Below are 11,486 nucleotides of genomic sequence, written 5' to 3' on the forward strand. Positions count from 1 at the left end.
TCATCCCGGCGGACGCCGGGACCCAGTGTTTTGGCCTCACTTGCGGAGGCGGAATGGGCAGGCGCGGTGCACGCGGCTCTCACTGGGCCCCGGCGTCCGCCGGGGTGAGCGGAAGAGAGGAACTCAGTTTCCCGTAAATTCTCCTGTCCGCTTTTCCAGCACCGCGCTCACGCCCTCGATGTGGTCGTCGGTCAGGTGGGCCAGGGCCTGCATGGCGGCGGACAGTTCCAGCATCTGATCGAAATTCATGTCGCGGCCCTGACGCAGCAGGCTCTTGGCCATGCGCAGGGCCTGGGGCGGCTGGGCGGCGATCTGGTCCGCCGTCTGCATCGCCTCGTCCATCAGCGCTTCATGCGGGACGACGCGGTTGACCAGGCCCCACTGCTCGGCCGTCGCCGCGTCGATCGAGCGGGCGGTGAACAGCAGTTCGGCGGCGCGGGCGTAGCCCACGTTGCGCGGCAGCAGCCAGGAGCCGCCGTCGCCGGGAATGATGCCCAGCTTCATGAAGGGCACGCCGAAGCTGGCGCGCTCGGAAGCGATGCGGATGTCGCCCAAACCGGCGATGTCGCAGCCCAGCCCCATGGCCGGGCCGTTGACCGCGCTGATCAACGGCACCTCCAGCCCATAGAGGGCGCGCACGATGCGGTGGACGACCCGGCGATAGCGTTCGCGGATGGCGGCGCCCGAGCCCTCGAACAGGTCGCGGCGGTCCTTCATCGCCTTCAGGTCGCCGCCCGCCGAGAAGGCGCGTCCGGCGCCCGTCATCACCACGCAGCGGATCGAGGAGTCGGCGTTGACGGCGTCGCATGCGGCGGCGAAGGCCTCGCCGTCCTCAAGGTCCGGCAGGGCGTTCAGCCGGTCGGGCCGGTCCAGCGTCCAGACCATGACCGCGCCTTTGCGCTGTTGGACGATCAGACTCATGACGGGCTTCCTCCTTGCCGGTGAAGCCGCCGGTTTCGGCCAGGGCGCGCGGCGATGGCAAGGGCGGAATTGAAAAACCCCGGTCGTTCTGACCGGGGCTTCTGTCTGGATCATCCAGTCTCGCGACTACGCGCGCGGCCGTTTGATCGTTATGGGTACGAAGTTGGAGGGGTGGCTGACCACGCGGTCGCCGGCGCCGTTCATCTGCTTCGTGTTGACCAGCATCCCGCCGAATAGGGCGAAGGACATCATGGCGTGCTGGAGATTACGCTCTTTGTTTTCGTTCATTTTTGGCGTCTCCTTTCGTTGAACGATGAAAGAAGACACGTCGTGCTTTTTGGGACTCTCACCCTGTCAGTCGTTTCGCGTCGACGGTGAATATAGCCGCCTGGCGCGAAAAGTCAAGAAATTATAATCCGTCCTCGGACTCATTGTTGCGATACCGTCACGAACCATGTCCGACGCCTCCGCCCCCTCCCCGCCCCGCGCCATCGCCAGTCCGTGCGTCATGGTCTGCACCGTCGACGGCGCCTCGGGCCTGTGCTTGGGCTGTCTGCGCACGCTGCAGGAGATCGCCACCTGGAGCCGGATGACCGACGAGGGCCGCGCCGACGTCATGGCCGACCTGCCGGGGCGCAAGAGCCGGATCGACCCCAAGCTGCTGGGCGAGTGAGCCGGCGGCGATCAGCGGTCCGCCGTCAACCTTTCGTTCGCCACGTCGCTTCACCGCATGGGAAGACCCCGGCGGCATAGTCGCTTCCATGATCCGCTTTGACCCGCGCTCTGCTGTCGTTTTCGCCGCCGCCCTGGCGTCGGCCTGCGCCTGCGCCGGCGCCCTGATGTGGTGGGAGGGGCCGGCCAAGGCCTACGCCGCCGTGGCGCTGAAGGAGGCGCCGTCGGTGACGCGCGCGGCCGATGGTCACTACTGGGCCGAGGCGACCGTCGAAGGGCGGCCGATGCGGATGCTGGTCGACACCGGCGCCAGCGCGGTGACGCTGAGCCGCGCCGACGCCGAGCGGCTGGGCGTGCGGCTGAAGCCGCATGACTTCAACCAGACCCTGAACACCGCCTCGGGCCAGACGCCCGCCGCGCGGGTGCTGCTGACGTCCGTGTCGGTGGCGGGCGTCGAGCTGACCTCGGTCGAGGCCCTGGTGATCGACCGCGACATGCCCGCCGCCCTGCTGGGGATGAGCTTCCTGGGCCGGCTGTCGGCCTTTGAGGCGCGGCCCGATGGGCTGATCCTGAAGGGCTGATCCCGAAAGGCAGCTTGGGCCTCAGCCGCGCGGGCCGAACGGCACGACCTTGTTGTCACGGTCATGGCCGATGTCGGCGGCGCCCAGATAGGGGATGCCGGAGCGCACGCACCAGTGGCGCACGATCTCTTCGGCCGTCAGGCCGAACTCGGGATCATTGGCCGTCACGTCCGACACCCGGCCCAGACGGATGCCGGCGATGCGGCGGATCGAGGCCTGGCCGGTCAGGTGGAACATCATCCGATCGACGCGGTAAAGCGCCTCGGACACCTCTTCCAGCATGACGACGTGGCCGGTCAGATCCGGCTCGATCGCCGTGCCGACCAGTTCGTTGAGGATGGTCAGGTTGAAGCCGACGGCGGGCCGCGGGTCGCTCAGAAGGGACGGCTCCAGCGAGGCCGGGTCGCCGTGCCTCAGCCAGTTCACGGCGCGCAGGCCCGTGGCGTCATGGCGCGACCCGTCCGAGGCCATCGGCCCGTGCGCCACGTGGGGAAACCCTGCGCGATACAGCGCCGCCAGCAGGCTGCCGGCGTCCGAATAGCCGATATAGCGCTTGGCCCAGGCGTGGGCGGTCAGCTCGGGGATCACCGCCTCGGCGATGCGGCAGGCGCCGTAACCGCCGCGCGCGAACCAGACGGCGTCGATGTCGGGGTCGTTGGCCGTCTCGACCAAGGCGCGGGCGCGGGTGGCGTCGTCGCCGCCGAAATGACCGTGGACGTCATAGAGGGCCGGGTGCAGGACCAGTTCGACTGCGCCGTCCGGCCACTGGGCCGCCGCCCAGGCCCGGATCGCCTCGCCCCGCGCCGGTTCGAGACGGGAGCTGGCGTTGACGACGCCGATTCGGAACGGTCTGGTCTGCATGGACGGGATGGCCTTGAGCGTCTTGCGTGCTAGTCAGGCCGGACCTTCCCCGGTTTCCCGCATTGAAATCAAGCCGATGAACAAAGACTACTTCTTCTGCGGCGTCGGCGGCTCCGGCATGATGCCGCTGGCCATGATCGTTCAGGCGCAGGGCGGCCGCATCTCAGGCTCCGACCGGGCGCTGGATCAGGGACGCACGCCCGAGAAGTTCGACTGGCTGCGCGCCCACGGCGTCGCCCTTCACCCACAGGACGGATCGGGCGTGGTCAGCGCCGATCAGGTGGTGGTCGCCACCGGGGCGGTCGAGGACACCGTGCCCGACATCGGCGCGGCCCGGCGGGTCGGCGCCGTCATCAAGACCCGGCCCCAACTGCTCAGCGAACTGTTCAACGCGGCCCCGACCTCGATCGGCGTGGCGGGCACCAGCGGCAAGTCGACCATCACCGGCATGATCGCCTGGATCCTGGATCAGGCCGGGCGCGCGCCCACCGTGGTCAACGGGGCGGTGATGAAGAACTTCGCCACGCCCGACCAGCCCTTCGCCAGCGCCCTGGTCGGCGGTCCCGATCTGTTCGTGGCCGAGGTGGACGAGAGCGACGGCTCCATCGCCCGCTATGACCCCACGGTCGCCGTGGTCTCGAACATCTCGCTGGACCACAAGTCGATGGAGGAGTTGCGCGAGCTGTTCGGCGGCTTCGTCGGCCGAGCGGCGACGGCGGTGCTGAACCTGGACAATCCCGAGACGGCGGCGCTGGCGCAGACGCTGGCGCCCGGCAAGGCGATCACCTTTGCGCTGGGCGAGGAAGAGGCGGACCTGTCGGCGCACGACCTTCAGCCTCTGCCGACCGGCATGACCTTCGAGCTGCGCGTGCGCGGCGAGGCGGCGCGGTCGGTGACGCTGACCGTGCCGGGCGCGCACAATGTCGCCAATGCTCTGGCGGCGCTGGGCGCGGTTCGGGCGCTGGGCGTCGGTCTGGATCAGGCGGTCGCGGCGCTGGAGACCTTCAGCGGCATCCGGCGGCGGCTGGAGGTGGTGGGAACGCAGGGCGGCGTCACCGTGATCGACGACTTCGCTCACAACCCGGACAAGATCGCCGCCACCCTGAAGACCCTTCACGCCTTTGACGGGCGGCTGCTGATCCTGTTCCAGCCGCACGGCTTCGGTCCGCTGAAGCTGATGCAGCAGGAGTTCATCGAGGGCTTCGCCGGGCTGATGCGGCATGACGACGTGCTGCTGATGCCCGAGCCGGTCTATTACGGCGGCACCACCGACCGCAGCGTCGGCAGCGAGGACATCGCGGCCGGCGTGCGCGCGGCGGGACGTCGGGCGCAGGCGCTGGCGACCCGCGCCGACTGCGGCGACCGCATCGTGGACATGGCCCGGCCCGGCGACCGGGTGGTGGTCATGGGCGCGCGCGACGACAGCCTGTCGACCTTTGCGGCCGAGCTGCTGGCGCGGATCTGACTGTCCGCCGTCGGACCATCCGTCAAATTAGCCTTGCAAAACATTCATTTCCAGCAAAGCGGCTGTTAAGCCGCCTCGCCTAACCCTGCTCCGGCAAGAAGCAGGAGACGGCTGGGAAATGGCCCGGATAGGAGATTTCGTGGACGCCTCGGCGCCGATGGCGCCCGACGCCCTGGGCGCAGAGGCTCTGGCCCGGTTCGAGGCCGAGCCGGAAACCCTGGTCATCGCCGTGGCCGACGCCGAGGGGCGCCCCGTCGGCCTGATCGAGCGCAACGCCTTCACCCTGAAGCTGGCGGCCGAGTTCGGACGCGCCCTGTATGTCCGGCGCCCGATCTCGGCGCTGATGGACGCGGCGCCGATGGTGGTGGAGGCCGACGCCTCGGCCGACATGCTGTTCCAGTCGATGGACGCGGCCGGGCTGGGCGCGCTGTTGAAAGGCTTTATCGTCGTCTCGCGCGGCCGTTACGTCGGCGTGGGGGCGGGCCTGCACGTGCTCCAGGCCGGGGTGGCCATCCACAAACGCCGCGCCGAGGCCATGGCTGATCTGGCCCAGGACCTGGTGAGGGCCGAGGCCGAGGCCCGCGCCTCCAGCCGGGCCAAGTCCGAATTCCTGGCCGTGATGAGCCACGAGATCCGCACGCCCCTGAACGGCGTTCTGGGGGTCGCCGCCCTGATGGAGCGGCAGCTGACGCAGGACGACCTGCGGCCCCACGTCCGCACCATCCTCGATTCGGGCGCCAGCCTGCTGCGGCTGCTGACCGACGCGCTGGATATGTCACGGGCCGAGGCGGGGATGTTGACGCTGGAGCCCGCACCGCTGGACCTGCAGTCGGTGGCCGCAGACCTGTCGGCCCTGTGGAGCCCGCGCGCCGAGGAGAAGGCGCTGGAGCTGCAGGTCGAGGCGGAGCTGACGGCCGCGCGATGGGTCGTGGGCGATGAGACGCGGCTCAAACAGCTATTGAACAATCTGATCGGCAACGCCCTGAAGTTCACCGAGGCCGGATCGGTCGCGGTGCGGCTGGCGACGGCGCTGGATGATGGACGAGTGCGCCTGTCCGCGACCGTGGACGACAGCGGCCCGGGCGTCAGCGACGAGGCGGCGCGCGCCATTTTCGAGCCCTTCAACACCGGCCAGGCGGGGCGACAGGGCGCCGGCGCCGGGCTGGGCCTGGCCATCTGCCGCCAGATCGTGGAGCGGATGGACGGCGCGCTGACCGTGGAGCGTTCGCCCCAGGGCGGGGCGCGCTTCGGCTTCGAACTGCATCTGCCGCTGGCGGAGCGCGACGCCCGCCGCGCCGAGGATCGTCAGGCGTCCCCGACGCTGCATGAGACCCTGCACGTGCTGGTGGTGGACGACCACGCCGCCAACCGCTTCGTCGCCGGCAAGGTGCTGGAGCTGTTCGGCTGCACTCACGAGACCGCCGAGAACGGGCGCCAGGCGGTGGAGCGCGCGGCCGCCGCGCCGTTCGACCTGATCCTGATGGATGTGAAGATGCCGGTGATGGACGGGGTGGCGGCGACGCGGGCGATCCGCGCCCTGCCCGGCCCCGCCGCCGCCCTGCCCATTCTGGCCCTCACCGCCAACGCCGATCCGCGCGACGAAGCGGCCTATCTGGCGGCGGGGATGGACGGGGTGGTGCAGAAGCCGATCCAGCCCGACGCCCTGCTGAACGCGATCCGGCTGGCGCTGTCGCGCGGCGAGGCGGCGAAGGCGGCCTGAGCGCGCCGAGGCGTCACACCTCCGACCAGCGGCGCAGCAGGTTGTGATAGACGCCGGTCAGTTCGATCACGGCAGCATCCTTGGGCCCCTTGTCCAGGTTCACGCGCTGAATCGCCACGTCGAGGCGGAACAGGCTTTCGCGGTCGGCGTCGTCGCGGATCAGGCTCTGCAGCCACATGAAGCTGGAGACGCGGGCGCCGCGCGTGACCGGCGTCACCCGGTGCAGGCTCTTGGACGGATACAGGACCAGGTCGCCCGCCGGCAGCTTGATCGACTGGGCGCCGTACATCTCCTCGATGATCAGTTCGCCGCCGTCATAGTCCTCGGGCTCGGAGAGGAAGAGGGTGGCCGACAGGTCGCTGCGGATGCGGTGCTCGCCCCGCTGTCGGATGGCGTTGTCGACGTGGGTGCCGAACTCGCCGCCGCCCTCATAGCGATTGAACAGGGGCGGAAAGATCGTGTGCGGCAGGGCGGCCGAGACGAACATCGGATTGGCGTTCAGCGCCTGCACCACGAGGGCCGAGACCTCGCGCGCCTGGGGGCTGTCCTCGGGCAGTTGCTGGTTCTTCTTAGCGCTCGCCGACTGATGGCCCGAGGTCATGTTGCCGTCGGCCCAGGGACCGGCGTCCAGCGTCTGACGCAGCGCCTTCACCTCGGCCTTGGTGAAGACTTCGGGGATGTGCAGCAGCATGGTTCTCTCACCGTCTGGAAACGCATCGGCCCCGCTGCTGGCGAAAGCGCGGGGCCGACAGGATGACGCGAAACGCGGCCTCTTAGTAGCGGACGTTCAGCGTCAGGATCGCCTGGCGCGCCGGGGCGACGTCGGCGTGGTGCACGCCGTTGGTGCGGATGATGTAGTCCTCATCACCGGCGTTCTGGACGTTCAGCTGCAGCGAGGCGCGCTCGCTGATGTCGTAGGACGCGAACAGGTCGACGCGCGTGTAGTCCGGCGCATAGACGCGATTGGCGCCGCCGCCGGCCCCGCCCTGGTTGCCGCCCCAGGACTTGGACACGTAGTAGACGCCGCCGCCCAGGCTGAGCTTCGGCAGGACGCGATAGGTGGTGAACAGGCTGGCGCTGTGCTCGGGCGTATTGGCCAGGGCGTCGCCCAGATTGATGCTGTTATAGGCGCCGCGCACCAGCTCGGAGTCCATCCAGGTGTAGCCGCCGAACACCTGCCACTTGTCGGTGATGTTGCCCGAGACGCCCAGCTCCAGACCCTGCACCCTGGCCTCGCCCGCCTGCTCATAGCGGTCCGGCGCCACAAGAATGGCGGCGTTCTTGCGGGTCAGGTGGAAGAGGGCGCCGCTGAGCGCCAGACGGTCGCCGAACAGATTGGCCTTGGCGCCGATCTCGAAGCTCTCGGTCTCCTCAGGGTCGAGAACGGTGGCGACGAAGTTGGCGCTGCCGTTGGTCGTGCCCGTGTTCTGATCGCCGGCCGAGATGGTCGGCGGCGTCGAGGCCGTCGACCAGGAGGCGTAGACGCTGCTATTCGCCGTCGGCTTATAGACCAGGCCGAGCTGATAGTTGACGAAGTCCCAGTCGCCGCGCGTGGCGGTATAGACCGGCGCCGTCACCGTGCCCGAGGCGTTCAGCCCCTCGACCGAATAGTCGTCCCAGCGCAGGCCCAGATTCACGATCAGCCGGTCGCTCAGGTGAATGGCGTCGAAGGCGTAGACGCCCACGGAATCGGTGTCGGCCCGGCTGACCAGACCGCGCGTCTTAGTGCCCGTCCACGGGTCGTTCGGATTGGGCGCATAGACGGGGGTGCAGTCCAGCCCCGTCAGCGGCGCCGGGCAGGCCGTGCCGGTCAGGGTCGTGACCGTATAGGAGGCGTTGCGGTTCTTCTCGCGCGACACCTCCACGCCGACGTCGAAGTCGTGCTTGATCGAACCGGTCAGGAAGGACCCGTGCAGGTCGGTGACGTTGGCCAGGGTCTCGGCCGGGTTCCAGCGCGACTTCAGGCCCCGCTTCATCCACCAGACGCCGTCGACCAGCTGGGCCGCGCCGCCGTCGCCGGGGTTGGTGACGACATAGTCGTTCAGCGTCTGCGAGTAGCGGGTGACGTTGCGCAGGGCCAGATTGTCGCTGAAGTGGTGCTCGATCTCCAGCGTCAGGCTGTCGACCGTGTTGTTCAGATAGTCGCGCGCCTTCAGGCCGTAGAAGCTGTCGTAGGGCACATCCAGCACGCCCGAGGCGTCAGGACGCGGCGCGGTCGCCCCGCCCAGCTTGGTGTAGAGCGGGACGCCGTAGTCAGGCAGCTGATTGCTGTCGAGGTGGTAGTAGCTGGCGGTGACGGTCGTCGGCGTGCCCAGACCCGCCGCGATCGACGCGCCGACGCCCCATTTGTCGAAATCCGCCCCGTTGCGGCCCGGCACGTCGCCTTGCGAAGCCATGAGGTTCAACCGCATGGCGGCGGTCGGCCCGACCTGCCAGTTGGCGTCCGCCGTGCCGCGCAGATAGTCGTCCGTACCGGCCCCGACCGAGCCGTTGACGAAGTTGGTCAGGCGCGGCGCCTTGGACGACAGATTGATGCTGCCGCCGCCCGAGCCCCGGCCGGAATAGACGGAATCGGCGCCCTTGATGACTTCGACCTGCTCCAGGTTGAAGACCTCGCGCTGCTGGCCGCCGGTGTCGCGCACGCCGTCGACGAAGATGTTGTTGCCCGAGGCCTGGCCCCGGATGAACGGCCGGTCGGCCAGCGGCTGGCCGCCCTCGCCCGCGCCGAAGGTGATGCCCGGCGAGGTGCGCAGGATGTCTTGAAGCGAGGTGGCGGCCGTCTGTTCGATGATCTGCTGCGGGATCACCGTGACCGTGCGCGGGGTGTCGACCAGGGGGGCGACGAACTGCGGGTCCTTCGGCTCGCGCTTCACGCGGTGGCCGTGCACGTCCACCGTGCCCAGGTGGGTCGCGTCCTGGCTGATCACGCCGTCCGAGGGCGCAGCCTCATCGGCGACCGTCGCCATCGCGGGGGCGGCGCACAACATGCCGGCGGCGCTGGACGCGAACAGAAGCGCCTTGAGAGCGGCGGAGCGGGCGTCAGGGCGAGCGTCGGGGCGGACGTCGGACATGGGGGAGGAACCGATCTATTATTGAGACCGGCTCGCATTAGCACCTTTTCCGGGTGCGACAATCTGACTCTTGCGACTAAATCTCAATTGCGAAGCGAGTGTCGCACGCAGGTCACACCTGGGGCTTGGCCACCGCCTTGATCGACACCGCCGGGTCGGCCAGCAAGGCGTCGTCGACCGGCGCCGCCTTACCAATCAGCAGCCGTCCGCCCATGAAGTCGGCGGGGGCGTTGACCGCCTCCACCGCCACGATCCGCTCCCCCGCCAGATGGAAGACGGAGAAGGCGCCGCTGGCCGGATCGCCGCGCACCAGTTGGCGGTCGGCGTCGAAGGGCACGCCCGCGATCTGCAGTTTGACGTCATACTGGTCGGACCAGAACCAGGGGACCTCGGGCGCCGGAGCCGCGCGGCCGACGATGGCGCTGGCCGCCTGCTTGGCCTGTTCAAGGGCGTTGGGCACGCTCTCCAGCCGGTGCATGACCCCGCCGTGGACCGGGATGGGCCGCCGCGTCACGTCGCCGATGGCGTAGATGTTCGGGTCGCGGGTGCGGGCGGTCTCCTCCACCACCACGCCGTTTTCGCACGCCAGTCCCGCCGTGCGCGCCAGGGCCTCGCAGGCGAAGGCGCCGACGCCGACCAGCACCGCATCCGCCGCGATCAGCGTCCCATCCGCCAGCCGCACGCCCGCATCCTCGAACCCCGCGACCTCCACGCCGGTCAGGATCTCGACGCCGTGCTTCTTGTGCAGGTCAGTGAAGAAGGCCGACAGGGGTTGCGAGGCCACGCGCGCCAGCACCCGGTTCATGCGCTCGATCACCACCGCCTCGGCGCCCAGGGCGCGAGCCGAGGCCGCCGCCTCCAGCCCGACATAGCCGCCCCCGACCACCGCCAGCTTCTTGCCCGGCGCCAGAACCGCCTTCAGCCGCTCGGCGTCCTCCAGCGTGCGCAGCTCCAGCAGGTCCGGCCGATCCGCGCCGGGGATGGCCAGCTTGCGCGCCGTCGAGCCGGTGGCCAGGATCAGCACGTCGTAAGCTTCGACCGTCCCGTCAGCGAAGGTCACGGTCTTGGCGCCCGCGTCGATGGCGGTCGCGGTGACGCCCGTGCGCAAGTCGATGGCCTGCTCGGCGTAGAAGCTTTCGGGGCGCAGCAGCAGGTCTTCCAGACCCGCCTCGCCTTTCAGCCAGGCCTTCGACAGGGGCGGTCGCTGATAGGGCGGCGCGCTCTCCTGCCCCGCCAGGACGATCTCGCCCTCGAAGCCATATTGCCTCAGCAGCGCCGCCGCCGAGCCCCCCGCGTGTCCCGCGCCGATGATCAGAACCTTGGTCATGGCGGACAGATAGAGCGGCGAGCGGCGAGTGGCGAGTGGCGGTCAGGCTTTTCCTCCTCATGACAATGGGGAGGGGGACCACGAAGTGGTGGAGTGGCTGTTTGTAACCCGCCTACCGTCCTGTCGCGTGTCGGAGGATCGACGCCAGCACGCCATCCAGATGATCTCGAACATCGGTTGCGCGCACCCACAGCACTTCCACGCTCTGCGTGGCTAGCCATCGTGTTCGCCGCTCGTCGTGAGCGATCTGCTCCGGGTCGTCATGCGCCGCGCCGTCGACTTCAACCGCCAGCCGCGCGGCAGGGCAGTAGAAGTCGAGGATGTAGGGGCCGATGGGATGCTGACGCCTGAACTTCAAACCTTCCAGGCCGCCGGCTTTGAGGCAGGCCCACAGCCGCGCCTCGGGCGGCGTCAGGGAGCGACGCATTCCTGCCGCGCGGCGATAGATTTCGAAATGCGGCGGCATAGCCCCTCCACCACTTCGTGGTCCCCCTCCCCACAGGTGGGGAGGAAAAAGAGGTAACGTCAACTCGAGGCGCTTGACCGTTCCATTGTTACAGCATAATGGAACGCGCCATGAGCACCGACGCCGCCAAGACCGCCCTGCTGGACGCCTTGCTCTCGCTGAAGACGCGGGAGGAGGCCGACGCCTTTCTGGCCGACCTGTGCACCCCGGCCGAGCTGCGCGCCATGGCCGAGCGGTGGCAGGTGGCGCGGATGCTGGACGCCGGGGACCGGACCTATCGCGAGATCGCCGCCCAGGCCCCGGCCAGCCCGACAACCGTGGTGCGCGTCGCGCGTTCCCTGAAGGACATGCCGCACCAGGGCTATCGCCTGGTGCTGGACAGACTGAAAGCCTGAGACGACA

Annotated in this window: 12 protein-coding genes; 5 read left to right on the forward strand and 7 right to left on the reverse strand. The window is 69.0% G+C overall.

Annotated features, from left to right (window positions below):
• Positions 1-123: 123 nt before the first annotated feature.
• Together DA69_RS10250 and DA69_RS14750 are read right to left on the reverse strand one after the other, a co-directional pair.
• A complete protein-coding gene (locus DA69_RS10250; protein ID WP_025978626.1) occupies positions 124-921 on the reverse strand; it encodes a crotonase/enoyl-CoA hydratase family protein in 798 nt (265 codons plus the stop codon).
• 126 nt (positions 922-1,047) lie between these two features.
• Positions 1,048-1,209: a hypothetical protein gene (locus DA69_RS14750; RefSeq protein WP_167309526.1), complete on the reverse strand. Its 162-nt coding sequence runs from the start codon at positions 1,207-1,209 to the stop codon at positions 1,048-1,050.
• Positions 1,210-1,375: 166 nt separating this feature from the next.
• Between DA69_RS14750 and DA69_RS10255 the strand changes: the two genes are divergently transcribed.
• Together DA69_RS10255 and DA69_RS10260 are read left to right on the forward strand one after the other, a co-directional pair.
• Complete coding sequence (locus tag DA69_RS10255; RefSeq protein WP_025978627.1) at positions 1,376-1,594, forward strand: DUF1289 domain-containing protein; 219 nt, start codon at positions 1,376-1,378, stop codon at positions 1,592-1,594.
• A gap of 88 nt (positions 1,595-1,682) precedes the next feature.
• On the forward strand, positions 1,683-2,174 hold the full coding sequence (locus DA69_RS10260) for a retropepsin-like aspartic protease family protein (RefSeq protein WP_025978628.1): 492 nt from the start codon (positions 1,683-1,685) through the stop codon (positions 2,172-2,174).
• A gap of 21 nt (positions 2,175-2,195) precedes the next feature.
• Here the strand turns inward: DA69_RS10260 and DA69_RS10265 are convergent, their stop codons facing one another.
• Positions 2,196-3,035 carry an LD-carboxypeptidase gene (locus tag DA69_RS10265; RefSeq protein ID WP_025978629.1) on the reverse strand — a complete coding sequence of 280 codons (840 nt, stop codon included), beginning with the start codon at positions 3,033-3,035 and terminating at the stop codon, positions 2,196-2,198.
• Positions 3,036-3,111: 76 nt separating this feature from the next.
• Here DA69_RS10265 and DA69_RS10270 point away from each other — a divergent pair, with 76 nt between their 5' ends.
• Both DA69_RS10270 and DA69_RS10275 read left to right on the forward strand, forming a co-directional pair.
• A complete protein-coding gene (locus DA69_RS10270) occupies positions 3,112-4,500 on the forward strand; it encodes a UDP-N-acetylmuramate--L-alanine ligase (protein ID WP_025978630.1) in 1,389 nt (462 codons plus the stop codon).
• Positions 4,501-4,618: 118 nt separating this feature from the next.
• On the forward strand, positions 4,619-6,220 hold the full coding sequence (locus tag DA69_RS10275; protein ID WP_025978631.1) for an ATP-binding protein: 1,602 nt from the start codon (positions 4,619-4,621) through the stop codon (positions 6,218-6,220).
• Between the two features lie 13 nt (positions 6,221-6,233).
• On the opposite strand, the gene DA69_RS10280 is transcribed toward DA69_RS10275, so the two are convergent.
• The 4 genes from DA69_RS10280 to DA69_RS10295 form a co-directional block, all read right to left on the reverse strand.
• A complete protein-coding gene (locus tag DA69_RS10280; RefSeq protein WP_025978632.1) occupies positions 6,234-6,911 on the reverse strand; it encodes a Fe2+-dependent dioxygenase in 678 nt (225 codons plus the stop codon).
• An 82-nt stretch (positions 6,912-6,993) separates the two neighbouring features.
• Positions 6,994-9,291 (reverse strand): TonB-dependent receptor, encoded by a 2,298-nt coding sequence (locus DA69_RS10285; protein WP_025978633.1) that lies wholly within the window; start codon positions 9,289-9,291, stop codon positions 6,994-6,996.
• Positions 9,292-9,403: 112 nt separating this feature from the next.
• Positions 9,404-10,618: an NAD(P)/FAD-dependent oxidoreductase gene (locus DA69_RS10290; protein ID WP_025978634.1), complete on the reverse strand. Its 1,215-nt coding sequence runs from the start codon at positions 10,616-10,618 to the stop codon at positions 9,404-9,406.
• Between the two features lie 112 nt (positions 10,619-10,730).
• Positions 10,731-11,084: an endonuclease domain-containing protein gene (locus DA69_RS10295; RefSeq protein ID WP_025978635.1), complete on the reverse strand. Its 354-nt coding sequence runs from the start codon at positions 11,082-11,084 to the stop codon at positions 10,731-10,733.
• A gap of 98 nt (positions 11,085-11,182) precedes the next feature.
• Between DA69_RS10295 and DA69_RS10300 the strand changes: the two genes are divergently transcribed.
• Positions 11,183-11,479 carry a YerC/YecD family TrpR-related protein gene (locus DA69_RS10300; RefSeq protein WP_025978636.1) on the forward strand — a complete coding sequence of 99 codons (297 nt, stop codon included), beginning with the start codon at positions 11,183-11,185 and terminating at the stop codon, positions 11,477-11,479.
• The last annotated feature ends 7 nt before the right edge of the window (positions 11,480-11,486 follow it).

Origin of the sequence: Brevundimonas naejangsanensis (genome assembly GCF_000635915.2) — a bacterium.
GTDB classification, from domain to species: domain Bacteria; phylum Pseudomonadota; class Alphaproteobacteria; order Caulobacterales; family Caulobacteraceae; genus Brevundimonas; species Brevundimonas sanguinis.

Bases quoted from the DNA above. Each gene is read 5' to 3' on its own strand.
- DA69_RS10260 (WP_025978628.1), top strand. From the start codon at position 1,683: ATGATCCGCTTTGACCCGCGCTCTGCTGTCGTTTTCGCCGCCGCCCTG.
- DA69_RS10285 (WP_025978633.1), bottom strand. From the start codon at position 9,291: ATGTCCGACGTCCGCCCCGACGCTCGCCCTGACGCCCGCTCCGCCGCT.
- DA69_RS14750 (WP_167309526.1), bottom strand. From the start codon at position 1,209: ATGAACGAAAACAAAGAGCGTAATCTCCAGCACGCCATGATGTCCTTC.
- DA69_RS10280 (WP_025978632.1), bottom strand. From the start codon at position 6,911: ATGCTGCTGCACATCCCCGAAGTCTTCACCAAGGCCGAGGTGAAGGCG.
- DA69_RS10270 (WP_025978630.1), top strand. From the start codon at position 3,112: ATGAACAAAGACTACTTCTTCTGCGGCGTCGGCGGCTCCGGCATGATG.
- DA69_RS10275 (WP_025978631.1), top strand. From the start codon at position 4,619: ATGGCCCGGATAGGAGATTTCGTGGACGCCTCGGCGCCGATGGCGCCC.
- DA69_RS10255 (WP_025978627.1), top strand. From the start codon at position 1,376: ATGTCCGACGCCTCCGCCCCCTCCCCGCCCCGCGCCATCGCCAGTCCG.
- DA69_RS10265 (WP_025978629.1), bottom strand. From the start codon at position 3,035: ATGCAGACCAGACCGTTCCGAATCGGCGTCGTCAACGCCAGCTCCCGT.
- DA69_RS10300 (WP_025978636.1), top strand. From the start codon at position 11,183: ATGGAACGCGCCATGAGCACCGACGCCGCCAAGACCGCCCTGCTGGAC.
- DA69_RS10295 (WP_025978635.1), bottom strand. From the start codon at position 11,084: ATGCCGCCGCATTTCGAAATCTATCGCCGCGCGGCAGGAATGCGTCGC.
- DA69_RS10290 (WP_025978634.1), bottom strand. From the start codon at position 10,618: ATGACCAAGGTTCTGATCATCGGCGCGGGACACGCGGGGGGCTCGGCG.
- DA69_RS10250 (WP_025978626.1), bottom strand. From the start codon at position 921: ATGAGTCTGATCGTCCAACAGCGCAAAGGCGCGGTCATGGTCTGGACG.